This is a genomic window from Sphaerisporangium sp. NPDC049457 (genome assembly GCF_055586705.1).
In genome coordinates, this window is record NZ_JBVJHR010000012.1 from 80,837 (window position 1) to 98,355 (window position 17,519).

The 17,519-nt window shown below is 70.8% G+C and carries 15 protein-coding genes and 2 pseudogenes; 8 read left to right on the top strand and 9 right to left on the bottom strand.

The window, feature by feature from the left end; translation table 11 throughout:
• Window positions 1–57: 57 nt before the first annotated feature.
• Complete coding sequence (locus ACZ6QO_RS19890) at window positions 58–1,050, bottom strand: hypothetical protein (RefSeq protein ID WP_465852596.1); 993 nt, start codon at window positions 1,048–1,050, stop codon at window positions 58–60.
• Window positions 1,047–1,427: a roadblock/LC7 domain-containing protein gene (locus tag ACZ6QO_RS19895; protein WP_465852598.1), complete on the bottom strand. Its 381-nt coding sequence runs from the start codon at window positions 1,425–1,427 to the stop codon at window positions 1,047–1,049. Before ACZ6QO_RS19895 ends, ACZ6QO_RS19890 begins: the two co-directional genes overlap by 4 nt.
• Before the next feature lie 302 nt (window positions 1,428–1,729).
• Between ACZ6QO_RS19895 and ACZ6QO_RS19900 the strand changes: the two are divergent.
• Window positions 1,730–1,921: pseudogene (locus ACZ6QO_RS19900) on the top strand (IS701 family transposase); the annotation flags it as partial.
• A gap of 170 nt (window positions 1,922–2,091) precedes the next feature.
• Here ACZ6QO_RS19900 and ACZ6QO_RS19905 read toward each other — a convergent pair.
• From ACZ6QO_RS19905 to ACZ6QO_RS19920, 4 genes and pseudogenes are all read right to left on the bottom strand, one after another.
• Window positions 2,092–2,562 carry a hypothetical protein gene (locus ACZ6QO_RS19905; RefSeq protein WP_465852600.1) on the bottom strand — a complete coding sequence of 157 codons (471 nt, stop codon included), beginning with the start codon at window positions 2,560–2,562 and terminating at the stop codon, window positions 2,092–2,094.
• Between the two features lie 35 nt (window positions 2,563–2,597).
• Window positions 2,598–2,892 (bottom strand): annotated as a pseudogene (locus ACZ6QO_RS19910) (IS701 family transposase); the annotation flags it as partial.
• A gap of 45 nt (window positions 2,893–2,937) precedes the next feature.
• Window positions 2,938–3,441: a 2-thiouracil desulfurase family protein gene (locus ACZ6QO_RS19915; RefSeq protein ID WP_465852602.1), complete on the bottom strand. Its 504-nt coding sequence runs from the start codon at window positions 3,439–3,441 to the stop codon at window positions 2,938–2,940.
• A 143-nt stretch (window positions 3,442–3,584) separates the two neighbouring features.
• A complete protein-coding gene (locus ACZ6QO_RS19920; RefSeq protein WP_465852604.1) occupies window positions 3,585–4,823 on the bottom strand; it encodes a DUF4032 domain-containing protein in 1,239 nt (412 codons plus the stop codon).
• Between the two features lie 580 nt (window positions 4,824–5,403).
• On the opposite strand from ACZ6QO_RS19920, the gene ngcE reads away from it, so the two are divergent.
• The 6 genes from ngcE to ACZ6QO_RS19950 all read left to right on the top strand — a co-directional run bounded on the left by ngcE (window position 5,404) and on the right by ACZ6QO_RS19950 (window position 12,124).
• The gene (gene ngcE / locus ACZ6QO_RS19925; protein ID WP_465852606.1) at window positions 5,404–6,852 is read left to right on the top strand and encodes an N-acetylglucosamine/diacetylchitobiose ABC transporter substrate-binding protein; all 1,449 of its coding nucleotides are present in this window, start codon (window positions 5,404–5,406) and stop codon (window positions 6,850–6,852) included.
• 6 nt (window positions 6,853–6,858) lie between these two features.
• Window positions 6,859–7,812, top strand: coding sequence for a carbohydrate ABC transporter permease (locus tag ACZ6QO_RS19930; protein WP_465852608.1), 954 nt, complete (start codon window positions 6,859–6,861; stop codon window positions 7,810–7,812).
• Between the two features lie 2 nt (window positions 7,813–7,814).
• A complete protein-coding gene (locus ACZ6QO_RS19935) occupies window positions 7,815–8,720 on the top strand; it encodes a carbohydrate ABC transporter permease (protein WP_465852610.1) in 906 nt (301 codons plus the stop codon).
• A 185-nt stretch (window positions 8,721–8,905) separates the two neighbouring features.
• Window positions 8,906–11,014, top strand: a complete 2,109-nt coding sequence (locus ACZ6QO_RS19940; protein ID WP_465852612.1) for a M6 family metalloprotease domain-containing protein — start codon at window positions 8,906–8,908, stop codon at window positions 11,012–11,014.
• Window positions 11,015–11,116: 102 nt separating this feature from the next.
• Window positions 11,117–11,668, top strand: coding sequence for a carboxymuconolactone decarboxylase family protein (locus ACZ6QO_RS19945; protein ID WP_465852614.1), 552 nt, complete (start codon window positions 11,117–11,119; stop codon window positions 11,666–11,668).
• 156 nt (window positions 11,669–11,824) lie between these two features.
• Window positions 11,825–12,124, top strand: a complete 300-nt coding sequence (locus ACZ6QO_RS19950; RefSeq protein ID WP_465852616.1) for a 4a-hydroxytetrahydrobiopterin dehydratase — start codon at window positions 11,825–11,827, stop codon at window positions 12,122–12,124.
• Window positions 12,125–12,135: 11 nt separating this feature from the next.
• On the opposite strand, the gene ACZ6QO_RS19955 is transcribed toward ACZ6QO_RS19950, so the two are convergent.
• Window positions 12,136–14,790, bottom strand: coding sequence for a PEP/pyruvate-binding domain-containing protein (locus tag ACZ6QO_RS19955; protein WP_465852618.1), 2,655 nt, complete (start codon window positions 14,788–14,790; stop codon window positions 12,136–12,138).
• On the bottom strand, window positions 14,787–15,590 hold the full coding sequence (locus tag ACZ6QO_RS19960) for a TetR/AcrR family transcriptional regulator (RefSeq protein ID WP_465852620.1): 804 nt from the start codon (window positions 15,588–15,590) through the stop codon (window positions 14,787–14,789). Before ACZ6QO_RS19960 ends, ACZ6QO_RS19955 begins: the two co-directional genes overlap by 4 nt.
• Window positions 15,591–15,799: 209 nt before the next feature.
• Between ACZ6QO_RS19960 and ACZ6QO_RS19965 the strand changes: the two genes are divergently transcribed.
• Window positions 15,800–16,591 (top strand): class II aldolase/adducin family protein, encoded by a 792-nt coding sequence (locus tag ACZ6QO_RS19965; protein ID WP_465852622.1) that lies wholly within the window; start codon window positions 15,800–15,802, stop codon window positions 16,589–16,591.
• 36 nt (window positions 16,592–16,627) lie between these two features.
• Here ACZ6QO_RS19965 and ACZ6QO_RS19970 read toward each other — a convergent pair whose 3' ends face one another.
• Window positions 16,628–17,479, bottom strand: a complete 852-nt coding sequence (locus ACZ6QO_RS19970; protein ID WP_465852624.1) for a spermidine synthase — start codon at window positions 17,477–17,479, stop codon at window positions 16,628–16,630.
• Window positions 17,480–17,519: the final 40 nt, after the last annotated feature.

Genomic DNA, 17,519 nt, shown 5'->3' on the forward strand with positions numbered 1-17,519 from the left:
CCGTCGCGTCGGGGGCGGCCGTCGCGTCCTGGTCGACGGCGGCGTCCACTGCGCTGTTCACAGCAGCCTCTCCAGGGCGTCGCGCAGCCTGATCAGCGTGCTGATGTCGGTGGGATCGCCGTTCACCGGCGGAGCCCCGGACGCCGGCGGGGCTCCGGGGCCGGGGACGGCCGCGGGCGGCGCGGCGTCCGCGCGCGGGCCCGCATGCCCGCCCCGCTTCGGCAGCGCCGGTGGCGACGCCGCCGGTGAGAACTCTGGTGGTGGTGACTCTGCCGGTGGGGACGTCGCCGCAGAGGTCGGCGCCGGGGAGGGCGGTGCCGGGACGGGTGCGGCGGCGTTCGTGGCGGTGTCCGGCGGGATGAGCGCCGCCGCGTTCTCCGTGGCCACGAGCAGCCCGGCCGCGCCGAACTGCCGGACGGCGAGCAGCACCGAGTACGCCGGCCGCCCGAGCCGCCGCGCCAGGTCGAGCGGCGTGGCCGTCCCGTCGGCGTTCAGCAGCACCTCCCACTGCACGGGCGTGAGCACGACGCGCTGGGCGGTGATGCGCGGAGTGATGACCACCGGCTGGGAGTCCAGGTCGGGGTACGGCCATACGCGGTCCAACTGAACCCTCCTGCGGCGGCACTCGCGGAACAGCCCGGCGACGTCGAAGTACCACCGGTCGCCGAACCGGTGCCGGTCGCCCTCCTTGAACCGGTGGCGCGTCCCGGTGCCCCCCAGCACGAAGAACGCGGCGTCGAGGATCGCGCCGAGCACGCACAACTGCAGCTCGCCTCGGGTGAGCAGCCCCTGCCAGGCGGTGGGGTGGGACGCGACGTCGGCGCAGGAGGCGGCCGGGCGGCGGGCGGCGCGCAACGCGGACGCGCTGACCCGGCCGGACGCGACGAGGATCTTCTCGACGCCGGGGGCGCTCGGGCTCTCCGCGTAGGTCACCCGGCCATCGGCGAGGTACACCGTGCCGGCGCGGCCCACTTTGAGCGATCCGGTGGCGCGCCCCCGGGCCAGGTCGCCGAGGACGGCCTCCAGTCGCTGGGCGGGAACATGGCTCACGTGGCGATCAGCCGCCCGGAGATCGCGCGCAGGCGGTGGCGCGCGAGCGCGAGGTTCGCCCGCTCCGGGTCCAGCCGCATGTACAGCAGGATCGGTCCGGTGAGCGGCGTCTCCAAAGGTCTCAGCAGGTGGTGGCCCTTGTCGGAGGTGATGATGACGTCCTCGACCCGCACCGTCCCGTCGGGCGAGGTCAGGGCCAGCCCGTCGAAGGTCGCGTGCAGGATGCGGGTCAGCGCGGTCGCCGACTCCTGCGGGTCGGACTGCGCGCCGGTCCTTCCGGCGGCGACGGCCGCGCCGCCGGAGTCCTCGATGACGAGCGCGTCCAGCACACCTGGAATGGCCAGGATGTCGGTGAGACAGTCCTCGATGTCGAGCATGGTCGACTCCTCGCCGGTCGATCCCTTCGTACTTGGCGGCTCACTCTAGGGAGCCGGTCGAGGCAGCCGATTCTGCGTAAATAGCGGGGAAAGCCGGGAGATAGAAGGATGTCTCACCAAGTAGAAGGATTAGCCGACCAGATCGAAGACCTACCGCTGAACGCCACTCGGTACCGCACCGAAAATGCCCACACCAAAGTACTTATCCCGAAATGCAGGAAATGGCGGCCTAGTACTCCAGTGACATTTCCGGATCATGGTTGGGATCTGCGCTGGTAGTGGCAGCGCTGGGCGACGGCTGCGACCGGCCGGTGGCTCAGATCGCCGCCGGGGTGATGGCCTGGCACCGCTACAGTGCCGGGGCCGGAGCCAAGGGACCGCGCTACTACGCCTGGGCGTGGACCCGGATCGATGTCGGCGAGCCCGGATACCGGTGGCTGCTGATCCGGCGCAATGTCACCACCGGCGAGCTGGCCTTCTATCGCTGCTTCGCCTTCAAGGCCGACGCCAGATTACCCTGCTCCCCTCGACCGATACGAGGTCAGAAGGCTGTGGACGGTTGCCACCGTGTGCCTGTGTTGGTCGACGCTGTCGTCACCGTTGTCGTCAGCCCACATCCCGTAGCCAGCGGTCGAGGCTCGAAGCATTCCGGGAATCCTCGATGTCAACACCAGCCCCCGCCGGCCACGATGGAGGAGCTCACGGCAACTTCGTAGTTATCGCCGTACTTCCCGCTCTCCACCTCCAGGAACCAAACCGAGAGGTCAACGTTCCTGCCGCCGACGGACTTGACAAAGCAGTTCACCCCTTCGCCTTCGTCCTTCGGAGAGGGCTTCCAGCCATCCCTGATCGCGGCGTCTCGATAGAAGGACAGCACATCGGCTGCCGGGCCTGAAGCGCGATAGGACCGCCCGACATTCACTACCCGGCCGTCACTGTAGCAATCGGAGACGTGTTCCCCCTTAGGCGTGGCGGTCACCGGATGAGCATCAAGGATGCTGAGCGTGGCCAAGGAGGCGGCGAGCCGGTCATCCTCAGCGGTACACACCTCGGGAAGCGTCCGGAAGAAAAGAGCTACCAAGGCAGCGCCCCCCAGGCAGACGGCCACAAGCACCACGCTCGTCGAGCGCTTCATGATTGCGAGCCTAGTACTCCAGTGACATTTCCGGATCATGGTTGGGGTCTGCGCTGGTAGTGGCAGCGCTGGGCGATGGCTTGATGGCGTCGTCGCCAGTGGCCGGTGCAAGATGTGCTCGATCGGGTGATGCGAGGCGAGCACGAGCGCGGCCAGGAGGCGGCGGATCTCCGGCACGGTCAGCCGGATATGGCCTTCGGGGCTGTCGGGCTGGGTGGCGGTCAGGGCTGCCAGGAGGGCCGGCGCGAGCATGGCCAGGGTGATACGCCGGTGCCAGGGCGTCCATCCGTGTACCTGGTAGTGATCCAGGCCGACCTGGCTTTTGAACGCACTTGTACGGCGGTCCGCCGGTGAGGGTTTCCGAGGCCGGGCCGATCAGGAGGCGGGGGACTCCAGGTCGATGAGGAAGGCGGCGGCGTCGGCGAGCCGGTCCTCGCCGAAGACGCGGATGCCGTTGGCCTCCAGCAGGGCCGTCGTCACCCCCGCGCCCGGGGTCACCCGGCCGCCGAACGTGCCGTCGTGGATGCGCAGGCTCCCGCAGGACGGGCTGCCCTCCTTCAGGACGGCGAGCTTGACGCCCATCGACCGGGCGATCTCCAGCGCCGCCTGTGCCCCCGCCAGGAAGGGCCCCGTGACGTCGGCGCCCTCGGCCGTGAGGACGCGGGCCGTGCCGGACAGCACGGCGCCGCCGCCGCCGCCGTCCTCGATCTCGGCGGGCGGCCTCGGCACTGGCAGACCGCCCCCGATCTCGGGGCAGAACGGCACCAGCCGCCCCTCTGCGCGCCACCGGGCGAGCAGCATGTCGTCGAGGGTCTTGGCGCGGCCGTCGAAGCGCACCGGACGGCCGACCAGGCAGGCGCTCACCAGGATCCTCTCCATCCCTCCACGGTAACCAGCGCGGCGCGGCCGCGCACCTGCGACCACTCGTCGGGGGCCGGCGCTGCCGGGGTCGGCGGCGTCCGGGCGGGCGGCGTCCGGGCCGGCGGCGTCCGGGCCGGCGGTGTTCGGGCGGGCGGGGCGGGTCAGGGACTGATGGGGTCGGGAGTCTGCCCGTCTTCGCCGATGACGGCCTTCTCGTCCGGTTTGAAGACCAGCACGGTCTGGATGTACGACTTCACGGCCGCCTCCAGGCCGACGTCGCGCCCGGCGGCCTCGGACATGTACCAGCGGTGGTCCAGCACCTCGTGGAACAGCTGGGCCGGCTCCAGCTTGCCGCGCAGTTCGGCGGGGATCGCGTTGACGGTCGGCTGGAAGGTCTCGGCCAGCCACCGGTGCGCGACGATCGCCTCGTCCTCGTGCCGCAGCCCCTTGGCGACCCGGAAGGAGTCCAGGTCGTTCAGCAGCCTTCTCGCCTGGTTCTCCTCGACGTCCAGCCCGGTCAGACGGAGCAGGCGGCGCTGGTGGTGGCCGGCGTCCACGACCTTCGGCCGTACGATCAGCCGCGCGGTGCCGGCCTTGCGCCTGACCATCATCTCGGCGACGTCGAAGCCGAGGGAGTTGAGCCGCCGGATGCGCTGGTCGATGCGGTGCCACTCCACCTCCTCGACGATCTCCTCCTGGGTGAGCTCGGCCCACAGCCGGTGGTAGCGCTCGATGAGCTGCTCGGCGAAGGCCAGCGGGTCGATCGAGGGGTGCAGCAGGCCGCCCGCCTCCAGGTCGAGCATCTCGCCGTAGATGTTGACGTGGGCGACGTCGATGTCATGGGAGCGCTGGCCCTCGGTGAGCACCGGGTGGAGCTCGCCGGTCTCGGCGTCCACCAGGTACGCGGCGAACGCGCCCGCGTCCCGCCGGAACAGGGTGTTGCTCAGCGAGCAGTCGCCCCAGAAGAAGCCGGCCAGGTGCAGGCGCACCAGGAGCACGGCCAGGGCGTCGAGCAGGCGGATGAGGGTGTCGGGGCGCAGCGTCCCCGACAGCACGGCGCGATAGGGCAGCGAGAACTGCAGGTGGCGGGTGATCAGCGCCGAGTCCAGCGGCTCCCCGTCGGTGGACGTGCGCCCGGTGACCACGGCCACCGGCTCGACGGAGGGGGTGTCCAGACGGCTCAGGTCCCACAGGAGCTGGTACTCGCGCTTGGCGTACCGCTCGCTGATCTCCTTGATCGCGTAGACCCGCCCGGACAGCCGGGCGAACCGGACGACGTGCCGGGAGATGCCGCGCGGCAGCGTCACAAGGTAGTGCTCGGGCCACTCTTCCAACGGCAGATCCCATGGCAGGCGGATCAGGTCGGGGTCGCTGGGAGCGCCGGTCATCTGGAGCGGCAAGCTCGTGCTCCTTGGGATCGAGGCGGTGCGGGCGGGGTCGGGGACGGAGAACGTGGGCGGTGAAAGCCTATTCGTTCGGTTTTGTTCCGACGCTAGCCGTTCCGGTCGCGTTCCGGCGGATCGGTCCGCCTGCCGGACGCCCCGCCGCCGTCCCCCTCACCGCCGTCATGCAACCGCCGTCCCGCGCCGCCGTGCCGCGCGCTGGGTTCTCCGGACGTTCGCTTTCCGCAGGGGACGCCGTTACCCGATCGTGACCCCGGCGGGTTCGCGGCCGGGGAGCCGACCGGACCTGTGAGGGCGGGGTCCAGGGGTGCGGGCCGACTGGTCTAGACCGGCTTCGGGGGGTGTCGAATTATGGGGTGTTTGTGCCATCATCGGCCCATGACCTGTGCTGTTGTGAGGTTACACCGGGGTTTCGCGAAGGCCCCGGCGTCGCCCCGCGTCGCGGGTCGAACGCTGGTCGGCCACAGCTCGATCACGGGTTGGCCCATACCACTTGACGGTGTAGGGGGATGGACGTACGTTCCTCCAAACGTTTAGGAAACTTTCCTAATTGATAGTCCCATTTCTGGAGGGTTGCATGTCCAACTCCGCCGGCACGCCCCGAGAGATCACCCGGCGGCAGATGCTCCGCCGGATAGGCCTTACCGCACTCGTCGCAGGACCGGCGGCGGGCGTGCTGAGCGCCTGCGCGACCAGCGGCACGGGCACCGCCGCCCCGAGCGCCACCGCGAGCGGCGCCGCGACGTCGGCGGCCAACCCCTTCGGGGTCAAGGCGGACGCCCCGCTCGAAGTCGTCATCTTCAAGGGCGGCCTTGGCGACAGCTACGCCACCGACGTGCACGAGCCGCTGTACAAGAAGGAGTTCCCGAAGGCCTCGGTCAAGCACGTCGCCACGCAGCAGATCGCCCAGACCCTGCAGCCGCGCTTCGCCAGCGGCGACGTCCCCGACTTCATCGCCAACTCCGGCTCCGACCTGATGGACAACGGCGCCCTGCAGTCCGAGGGCCAGCTCCTGGACCTCACCCCGCTGTTCGAGGCCCCCTCGATCGACGACCCGAGCAAGAAGATCAAGGACACGCTGATCCCCGGCACGTACGAGTCGGGCCTCGTCGCCGGAAAGCCGTACATCCTGAACTACGTCTCCAGCGGCTACGGCCTCTGGTACAACGGCAAGCTCTTCCAGGAGAAGGGCTGGGCCCCGCCGAAGACCTTCGACGAGTTCAAGACCCTCTGCGAGACGATCAAGAAGGCCGGTCTCACCCCGTACGCCTACGCCGGCAAGAACGCCTCCTACTACCAGTACTGGATGATCCTGATCACGGCCGCCAAGGTCGAGGGCAACCAGGTCCTGATGGACATCGACAACCTGGTGGACGGCGTCTGGAACCGCGACTCGATCAAGCAGTCGGCCGCCGCGTGGGCCGAGATCGGCAAGTTCATGGACAAGAGCTACGAAGGGCTCATCCACACCGAGGTCCAGACCCGGCAGAACCAGGACAAGGTCGCGCTGTACCCGTCCGGCTCCTGGCTGGAGAACGAGCAGAAGTCCAACACCCCCGCCTCGTTCGAGTACGCCGTCACGCCGACCCCCAGCCTGACCTCGGCCGACAAGATGCCGTTCGAGGCGATCCGCTCGGCCGCCGGCGAGCCGTACATCATCCCGGCCAAGGGCAAGAACACCGCCGGCGCGCTGGAGTACGCCCGCATCATGCTCTCCAAGGAGGGTGCGAAGGGCTTCACCGAGAAGTCCGGCAGCCTCACCGTCGTCAGCGGCGCCGCCGAGGGGCTCACCCTCAGCCCCGGCCTGAAGAGCGTCAACGACGCCCTCACGGCGGCGGGCAGCAACATCGTCACCTACAGCAGCTTCGAGAACTGGTACAAGGAGCTCGAGACCGAGCTGCGCAAGCAGACCAACTCGCTGATGTTCGGCCGCATCTCGGCCGAGGAGTTCTGCGCCAACATGCAGAAGAAGGCCGACTCGGTGAAGGCCGACTCCTCCATCACCAAGCAGAACCGGACGGTGTAGTAGACCATGCGGCATGGCGACGGCGGGCTGGCCGCGAGGCTGCTCTCTGCCCAGATGCGGACCTACGGGTTCATCGTCTCCTTCCTGGCGATCCCGCTGGTCCTGTACGTGGTGTTCGTGATCAGCCCGTACATCCAGGCGTTCTACATCTCGCTGACCAACTGGAAGGGCATCTCGGCGAACCCCCAGTACATCGGCTTCGAGAACTTCGGCCGGCTGCTGGGCGACGACGTCTTCTGGGCGGCGGTGCGCCACCACGGCCTCCTGCTGCTCGCCATGCCGCTGATCACCATCGCGATCGCGCTGTTCTTCTCGTTCCTGCTGAACGTCGGGGGCGGCAGCGGGAGCGGCAAGATGAAGGGCGTCTGGGGGTCGCGGTTCTACCGGGTGGTGTACTTCTTCCCCCAGGTGCTGGCCGTGGCCGTGGTCGGCGTCCTGTTCCAGGCCATCTACCGCCCTGACGGGACCGGCGTGCTGAACGGCCTGCTCGCCACCGTGGGCATCGACCCGGTGGGCTGGCTCATCGACACCGACCTCGCCCTCTGGTCGATCATGGGCGTGGTCGTCTGGCAGTCCGTCGGGTTCTACGTCGTGCTGTTCTCCGCCGGCATGTCCGCCATCCCGCGCGACGTGTTCGAGGCGGCGGCCCTGGACGGAGCGGGCCGGTTCCGGCTGTTCTTCAGCATCACGCTCCCGCTCATCTGGGACACCATCCAGGTCGGCTGGGTGTACCTGGGCATCGCCGCGTTCGACTGCTTCGCCCTGGTGCAGGTGCTGTCGGTCGACCGGGGCGGGCCGGACAACGCCACCACGGTGCTGCCGCTGGAGATCTGGCGGACGGCGTTCAACTTCTCCAAGTTCGGCTATGCCTCGGCGATGGGCGTGGCGCTGTTCTTCCTGACCATCACGTTCGCGGCGCTCAGCCTGCGCGTGACGCGGCGCGAGAGGATCGAGTTCTAGACATGGCGCTCCAAACCGATGCGGTGCGCGTGGCCGGGGCGCCGCGCGCCGTCACGCCCCGGCGCCCGCGGAACCCGGTCGGCGTGTTCGGCGCCCTGTCGCACCTCGCGCTGATCGTGTGGGCCATCCTCGTCGTCGGCCCGATCCTGTGGACGTTCCTCGCCTCGTTCAAGACCAACCCCGAGATCGTCGGCGACGCGCCGCTGGCGCTGCCGCAGAGCTACAGCTGGGCGTCCTGGGGACGGGCCTGGGACAAGGCGCACGTCGGCAGGTACATGCTGAACACCGTCTTCGTCGTGGGCGTGAGCACGTTCTTCACGATGCTGTTCGGCTCGATGGCCGCCTACGTGCTGTCGCGCTACCGGTTCTGGGGCAACAGGGCGGTCTACTTCCTGTTCGTGTCCGGGCTGGCCTTCCCGGTGTTCCTCGCGCTGGTGCCGCTGTTCTTCGTGGTGCGGGGCTTCGGCCTGACCGACACCTACACCGGCGTGATCCTGGTCTACATCGCCTATTCGCTGCCGTTCACGGTCTTCTTCCTGAGCGCCTTCTTCAAGACGCTGCCCACGTCGGTGGCCGAGGCGGCCATGATGGACGGCTGCTCGCACACCCGGACGTTCTTCCAGATCATGATGCCGATGGCCAAACCCGGCCTGATCAGCATCACGATCTTCAACATTCTCGGCCAGTGGAACCAGTACCTGCTGCCCATCGTGCTGCTGTCGGGCAACGTCGAGGACAAGTGGCTGATCACCCAGGGCATCGCCAACATCAACACCAGCGCCGGGTACGAGGCCGACTGGCCGGGGCTGTTCGCGGCGCTGAGCATGGCGATCCTGCCGATGTTGATCGTTTACATCATCTTCCAGCGGCAGATCCAGTCCGGCCTCACCGCCGGCGCCGTCAAGTAGCCGAGTAGCCGAGTAGCGGCGGCCCCGAGCCGCGCACGCCTCGCGTTTCACCCTCCGCTTGCCGGGACTATTCGCCATTTGTCGGATAAACCCCTATCCGAGACCGGTCAAGTGATGGATGATCTCCGGCAAAGACGTCTGTCACGCCCTGGGTCGCTCGCCGGTCCAGGCGGAGGGGTGAGACCGTGAGCGAGTCGTCGGCCCATCGCAGGAAGAGACGACTGACCGTACTGGTGCTCGCCGCCGTGCTGGCCCCCGTGGGACTGGCCGCGACGCCCGCCTTCGCCGAACCGCCGCCGGAGCCGGCCAATCCCTGGCAGGCCGACCACTGGCCGCGACGGCAACCGTGGCAGGAGGGGGAGCCCGCCGCCCCGCTCCGCGGCGGGCCGGGCGGCCCCGCCGTGATCGACCCGCAGAACTGGAAGAACCCCGACCACATGACGTGGGAGGACTACAAGCCCGTACCGGGGACCACCTGGGCCGACCCGGCGGGCGTCCCCTCCAAGCGCACGTTCAAGGGCGCGCTGGTCCTGCTCGACTATCCCGGCCAGCCCTTCGTGGTCACCCGCCCCCCGCACTCGACCGTGTTCGGCAACCCCAGCACCGAGGCGCACGACATCCCCCGCGACAAGGTCGCCAAGTTCTACAAGGACTTCCTCAACACCCCGAACCACCTCAACCGCGGTCACACCATCAACGAGTACTGGATGGAGGACTCCGGCGGCCGGTACGGCGTCGACCTCACCGCCTTCGGCCCGTACGAGATGCCGGGCAAGTCGCACGAGTACGCGATGGAGTTCCAGGCCGGCACCGGCTGCCCGGCCGGGGACACCTGTAACCGCAACATCCGCACCGACGGGCGCGCCGCCTGGGCCGCCGACGTGGGGGAGGCGACCGTCGGCGAGTACGACTTCGTCTTCTACCTCAGCGCCGGCCAGGACGAGTCGTCGACCTGGCAGGAGTTCGGGCCGATCAAGTTCCCGGCCAAGGAGCAGGTGACCGACGCCTACGGCCCGCCCGACCCGGCCCTGCCCAACTGGGCGAGGACCAGGTACGTGGAGTGGACCTCCTGGGCCTCGGCGTCCACCATCTGGCCCAACGCGGGCGGCGGCTCCTCCACCCAGGCCGAGAGCTCGGGCCAGAGCGTCTACGCCCACGAGTTCAGCCACATCCTCGGCATCGGCGACAACTACAACAACCCGTTCGGCGTGCCGCCGCGTCGCGACTACACCGGTCCGTGGGAGATGCTGAGCCGCGGCACGTTCAACGGCCCCGGCGGCCCGCACAGCCGGTGGACCATCCCGCCCACCGGCGGCGCCTCGATGGGCGCCCAGCACATGCTGCGCAACAAGATCAAGCTGGAGATGGTGGACGAGAAGAACGTCCTGCGCCTGTCGCGCGAGGCCCTGGCAGAGTCGGGTCTGGTCGTCGCCAGGGTGACCGCCCGCGAGGCGCGGCCGGGGGACAAGGAACTGTCGGGCGTCAACATCGCGCTCGGCACCGGCGACCTCAGCCCCGCGTGCGACCCCGCCACCGACCCGTTCTGCGACGGCGGCGGCTACCACAACTACACGATCGAGGTCGTGGACCGCATGGGCTCCGACTCCTTCACCCCGGACTCCGGCGTGCTGCTCGCCAAGACCAAGAACCAGGACCAGGCGCCGTTCGAGTGGGTCATCGACGCCAACCCGCAGGACATCGGCATGACCGACTACGTCCTGCCGGACGGCGCGCGCGTCCCGATCACCATCGGCGACTACCGGCAGCTGTCCGACGCCCTGTTCCACGCGGGCGCCGACTCCGGCAGCGAGTACGAGTACGCCGACCGGGCCAACCGCCTGCACTTCTACGTGCTCGACGTCCGGCGCGACAAGAAGGGCGTGCTGTCCTACACCGTCGCGGTCCGCTCCCTGGACGGCGCCGGCCCGCAGCGGCGCGGGGTCAGGGTCCTGCCGAGCGCCGCGGTGACCAGGGGGACCGAGTGGGCGGAGTGCCGCTTCCCGCTGGCCAACACCGGCAAGGCCGCGGCGCCCCGGGGACAGCACCCCGAGGACGTCGGCGCCTACCTGAAGTCGGACGTCTACCGCCTGTCGGCGACCGTGGACGGCAGGGGCTGGTCGGCGTGGGCGCCGAACCGGCTGGCCGCCGTCGGGTTCGGCGACAGCACCCTGGTGCCCGTCTACGCCCAGCGGGCCAAGGACGGCGACCACCTGGCCAGGCTGACGCTGACCGCCACCTCCGAGAGCGACTCCACCAAGAAGTCCACGGCGACCTGTCAGCTCGTCGGGGTCTGACCGTACCGTCCCCACCCCGGCGCGCGCGGGCACGCCATCGCGCCGCACCCGCGCGCGTCCGTCACCCAGACAGCGCGCCTGTCATCCATGCAAGGGAGAGCCATGCCGCACATCGAACTCGGGAACGACGCGCCCGGCATCGTCGGGCTGATGCTGTACCGGCCGGAGACCGCCAAGGTGCTCAACGAGCTCGCCGAGATCCTGCTGCGGGGCGAGAACACGCTGACCAGGGGCGAACGCGAGCTCATCGCCTCCTACGTGTCCGACCTGAACCGCTGCCGGTTCTGCCACGCCTCGCACGCGGCGTTCGCCGCCGCGCAGCTCCCCGGAGGCGCGGAGACCGTCGTCCACGCCTGCACCGACCTCGACACCGCGCCCATCTCGGCCAAGATGAAGGCGCTGCTGCGCGTCGCCGCCGCCGTCCAGCGCATCGGCACCGACGTGACCCCCGAGCTCGTCGGGGCGGCGCGCGAGACCGGCGCCACCGACGTGGAGATCCACGACACCGTGCTCATCGCCGCGGCGTTCTGCATGTACAACCGGTACGTCGACGGCCTGGCGACCTACGCCCCCGAGGACCCGAAGGCGTACGAGGAGATGGCCGGCCTGATCGTCGAACGCGGCTACGGCGCGTCGGTGGCCGCCCGCCAGTGACCCGGACGGCCCCGCGGTGAGCCGGACCGGCCCGCGGTAGGCCGGACCGGCCCGCGGTAGGCCGGACCGGCCCGCGGTAGGCCGGACCGGCCCGCGGTGAGCCGGACCGGCCTGCCCCGCGCGACAAGCCGTCCGGCCGCGTGCGAAACTCCTGGCATGGACAGGTTGGACGAAGCGGCGATCTCCGCTCGGCTGAGCGCGGTGCCCGACTGGAGGCGCGAGGGCGACGAGATCAGGCGCACCATCGTCGCCCCCGACTTCCGCACGGCCATCGCCATCGTCAACGACGTGGCCGAGCAGGCGGAGGCCATGAACCACCACCCGGACATCGACATCCGGTGGCGCCGCCTGCACCTGGTCCTGACCACCCACGACGCCGGCGGCCTCACCGAGTACGACTTCACCCTCGCCGCCCGCGTGGACGCCATCGCCGCCGACCACGGCGCCGCGTCCTGACCGCACGGCCGTCACAGAACCTCGACGGTGCCGTGCTCGCCGTCCACGCGCAGCAGGTCGCCCGTGCGCAGCCGGGTGGTGGCGTTGCCGCAGCCGACGACCGCCGGAATGCCGAGCTCGCGGGCGACGATCGCCGCGTGTGACAGCGGGGCGCCCACGTCGGTGACGACGGCCGCCGCCCGGGGGAACAGCGGCGTCCAACCCACGTTGGTGACGGTCGTGACCAGGATCTCTCCCGGCCGGAGCGCCCCGCCCTCGTCCACACTCGCGATGACCCTGGCCCGGCCCTCCACCACGCCGGCCGACCCGGGGAAGCCGGTGACCGCCTCGCGCGCCGGAGCCTGCCGGTCGCGCTCGTCGTACACGTCGCCGCGCCGCTGTGGGTCGGCGGCCCACCGGAAGGGGTCGAACCGTCCCCTGATCAGGGCCGGGTACGGCGGCAGCGCCCGGTAGCGCTCATAGAGCCCGCGCCGCCCGGCGACGGCCGCGAGCGGCGACCCGTCCTCGGCGGCCTGCGCGTCCTTCGTGGGCTCCGCGCCGGCGGGGGAGGCGTCCAGGACGGTGAGGATCTCGTCGATGGACAGGAAGAACATGTCGTCCCCGCGTCCGGTGAGCTCCCCGGCGCGCAGCACGAAGGCGCGCAGCGCCCAGAAGGACCGCACCACCTCTGAGCGCGCCACCTCCCGGTCGCGCAGCGCCTTGGTCATGCGCACGACCAGGCGCCTGGTGCGCCGCACCTGGCGCGGGTGGCGTTCCGCCAGCCGCCGCCACGCGGCGGCCCGCCGCTCCCGCTGGCGGGCGAGCAGCGCGTCGATGTCGTGCTCGGCCTCGCGGAGGCCGGCGAGCTGGGCATCGATCCACCGAGGGTCCTCGCCGGGGCGCGGGATGGAGACCTCGAACTCGCTCGGCCCCCGATGGCCCCACTCGCGGGCGAAGGCGTCCCGGTCGATCTCGCCGCGGGACAGCCGGTCGAGGCCGACGAGGAGGCCGAGGCTCGCCAGGCCGGAGTCGCCGCCGTGCAGGCCGCTGTTCAGGTCGGCGATCTCCGACTCGCCGACGAGCCTGGCGAGTTTGATGCGGCCGAGGCCGAGCGCCCCGCTGTCCTGCCGGGTGGCGGCCTCCAGCATGTGTGAGCATTCGAGCAGGTACGGGCCGAGTTCGGAGCGCCACAGCGCGGCCAGTCCGGCCGCCGTCGGGGCGGCCGCGGCGCGCTCGCGCAGCCGCTCGCACCGCGCGGGCGCCGTGGCGAAGAACTCCGGCATCCTGCGGAGGTTGGCCCGCACCTCGCGTTTGAGGGCGAACGCCGCCGCGAGGATCGGCCGCATCATGCGCAGGCGCGGCAGAGGGACCATCGGGATGTCCATGTCCGCGGGCAGCCTGCCGAAGACCGGCTCGATGAACGTGGTGAACCGCCTGCGCATGCCGAACGCCGCCGAGATCGTGGCCGCCAGGCTCAGGTTCATGTAGAAGCGGCCGCCGATGCGCCCGTAGGCGCGGAACTCCGCGACGGACGAGGTGCGCATGGCGCCGGACATGAAGATCTCGACGAACGAGTACGTGCTCGGCGTCATCACGTCCGGGATGGCCTCGCCGAGGTTGCCGTTGCTCCACAGGCAGTCGCCGGCGAGGCTGTCGTTCCACATGTCGGCGGGCGTCGCGGCGTCCAGGGCGGTGATCGGGCGGGCCTGCAGGACGGACGGCCGCCCGCCCAGCAGGGCCCACTCGACGTCCATCGGCCGGCCGTACAGCTTCTCGACGCGCTCGCCGAGATCGGCCAGGGCCGCGACCTGGGCGTCGTCCAGCACCGGGGCGGTCCGCCGGTCGCCGGGCACCGGGACCTCGGCGGTGCCGCCGCCGGCGCGCACGGTCATCACGGCCTTGTCGGCGGTCCGCCGCTCCAGCACGGCTCCGCCCGGCCGGGCCACGACGACCGTGTCCGGGGTGACCCGGCCGCCGACCACGGCCTCGCCGAGTCCCCACGCGGCGTTCACGACCATGCGGTCGCGCGCGCCGCCGACCGGGTCGGCGGTGAACAGGACGCCGGCCGCGTCGGCGGGCACCAGTTCCTGGACGACCACCGCCATGGTGACCTCATCCTGCGCGACGCCGTTCCTCTCGCGGTAGGCGATGGCCCGCGCGCCCCACAGGGAGGCCCAGCAGCGCTTGACGGCCGCGAGTAGGGCGTCCTCGCCCTGGACGTCGAGGTAGGTCTCCTGCTGCCCGGCGAAGGACATGCCGGGCAGGTCCTCGGCGGTGGCCGAGGACCGCACGGCGACCGCGGGCCTGCCGAGCGCGGCGTAGGCCTCGCGGATCGCCACGCCGACCGGCTCGGGAAGGTCGTGCCCGGCGAACAGCCGCCCGATCGCACGCTCGGCCCCGTCGTACGGCCCGCCCACGGCGGCGGTGCCGAGGTCGCGGCCGTTTCCGGCGCGGCCTCCGTCGTCCGCCGCGTCGAGGCCTCCCGCCTCGCTGACGGCGGTCAGGATGGCGTCGCGCAGGCCGCTCTCGGCGACGAAGCGCTCGTAGGCGGCGGTGGTGACGTGGAAGCCCGGCGGGACGGGCAGCCCGGCGGCGGCCATGCGGGCGAGCGAGGCGCCCTTGCCGCCCGCGAGGGCGAGGTCGGCCGCGGTGTCGGCCAGGGGCAGGACCAGAGGCGGCTCGCTCACTGTCGGTAGTCCTTTCCGAGATCGGTCGTCGTCAGGGACAGGCCGAGCCTGTCGCGGGCCACGCGCAGCGCCTCGTCCAGATAGGCCAGGGCCGCCCGGGTCGCCGTCGCGGTCTGTTCGGGGGTGAGGGGCCGGCCGGCGTCCAGGGCGCGGTGCAGCGTCTCGGCGAGCAGTTCCGCCATCCGCTCGCCGGAGACCCGGTGATCCTCGGGCAGCCGCGGAGTGATCATGGAGAAGCCGTACAGCGCGGCGCTGATGACGTTCACCTGCTCGACCGCCGACAGGTCGGTGCGCACGGCCCCGAGCTCGCGCAGCGTGCCCAGATAGGTGTCCGACAACGCGCGCATCGCCACGGAGGTCTGCACGGTGGGCTTCTGGCGGATCAGCTTGCCGAGCACCTCGGTGTCGCTCAGCAGGCTCGCCTTCATCAACGGCCGCGTCATGAACGCCAGGGCGAGGTGCCGGAACATGGCGCGGGGCGTCGCGCCCGCCGGCTCGGCCGCGAGGCCCTCGCGCACCTGTTCCAGCATGGCGACGCGGTCGCGGCGCAGCAGTGCGGCGAACAGCGCCTCGCGTGACTTCCAGTGCAGATAGATCGTGCCCTTGGCCACCCCCGCCGCGCGGGCGATGTCGTCGATGGTCGTCTTGTCGTATCCCCAGCGCAGGATCAGCTCGGCGGCGGCGTCGAGGATGCGGTGCGCCCGCCGCTCGCGGGCGGGCGGCTCGGCCGCCGCGGTGGGGGCCGCGCGACCGGCGCGGGGTGCGGGGTGGGGATCGGGGGACGACATGGCCTCGCTCACAGTGAATATGTGACCAAATGCGCTTATTTGGTCATGGAGTAGTCGTTGTACGGTAAACCCGCGGTCCAGCGACGGTCAACCGGCCCTGCGGCGGTCGGGGCGGCGGGCGTTCTGTGGGCGTCCGCTCGGCGTGGGGGCCTTCACCGGTGCGGGGGCGAGCGGTCATACTTGGCGGTAACCGACAGATGTTCGGGCGATGAGGAGACCCCATGAGCCTCGCGGACCTGCGTCCGATTCCCGGCGAGCAGCTGACCTTCCGGCTCCCGCCGAAGTTCGACGACGTCGCGGACGAGCGGCGCCACCGCCTGGAGCGGCTGGCCGCGGCGCTCAGGCTGTTCGGGCGCCTGGGCTTCGAGGAGGGCGTCGCCGGCCACATCACCGCGCGCGACCCCGAGCACCCGGACCACTTCTGGGTCAACCCGTTCGGGATGAGCTTCAAGCATGTGAAGGTCAGCGACCTGATCATGGTCAACCACGAGGGAGAGGTCGTCGAGGGGCGTTACCACGTCAACAAGGCCGCGTTCGCGATCCACTCGATGGTCCACCAGGCCCGCCCGGACGCGGTCGCCGCCGCCCACAGCCACTCGGTGCACGGGAAGGCGCTGTCGGCCCTCGGGCAGCCGCTCGAACCCCTGACCCAGGACGCGTGCGCCTTCTACGAGGACCACGGCCTGTTCGACGACTACACCGGCGTGGTGGTCGAGATCGAGGAGGGGCGCAGGATCGCCCGGGCGCTCGGCTCGCACAAGGCCGTCATCCTGCGCAACCACGGCCTGCTGACGGTGGGCGACTCGGTGGACGCCGCCGCCTGGTGGTTCATCACCATGGAGCGCTCGTGCCAGGCGCAGCTCCTGGCCAAGGCGGCCGGCCAGGTCGTGCCGATCACCCACGAGAACGCCAAGCTCACGCACGGCCAGATCGGCAACGACCTGGTGGGATGGATCAACTTCCAGCCGCTGTACGACCAGATCACCCGCACCGACCCCGACCTGTTCGACTGAAACGCCGTCCGGCGCCGGCGGGCGGGGCCGGAGGCGTCACTGGAAGAGCTCGGGCGGGGGGACGGGGGTGACCACCGCGTCGCCGTCCCTGATCGGCGCTGCGCCCGCGACGAACTTCACCAGGTCCTCGTCGTACACGCACCGGGCCTGGGTCAGGCCGCCCGCCGCCTTGCGGGTCAGCTCGCGCAGCGGCAGCGGCGCGGGCGAGGCGGTCACGATGAGGTTGCCGAAGCGCCGCCCGCGCAGGATGCCCGGCTCGGCGAGCAGGGCCACGTGGCGGAAGGTGCCGCGGACGGTGGCGACGACCCGGCGCGCGAACGCCAGCCCCTTGCCGTCGGCGATGTTGATCAGCAGGGTGCCGGAGTCCTTCAGCACCCGGGCGACGTCGCCCATGTACTCGGCGGTGGCCAGGTCCACGGGCATCGTCGCGCCGCTGAAGGCGTCCAGGATGAACAGGTCGGCCGAGGCGTCGTGCAGCGCGGCGGCGGCCGCGCGGCCGTCGGCCACCCGGACCTTCAGCCGGGGCACCGACCTCAGCCGCAGCTGGTCGCGGACGAGCTGCACCAGCGCCGCGTCCGGCTCGATGACGATGTGCCGGGAGCCCGGACGGGTGGCCGCGACGTACCGGGGGAGGGTGCAGGCGCCGGCGCCGACGTGCACCACGTCCAGCGGGCCCTCCTCGATCGCGTCGATCACGTCGGCCATCAGCCGGACGTACTCGAAGTCGAGGTAGGTCGGATCCTCCAGGTCGACGTACGACTGCGGGACCCCGGCCATGCTCAGCAGCCATCCGTGGGGCCGGTCGAGATCTCTGAGCAGCTCGACCTCGCCCATGTCGACCGGGTAGCGGCCGGTCACGGGATCCGACTCGGTCTTACGCTTGCCCACATGGTCTCCCATGGTTCTGATATATCGGGATGTGCCATGC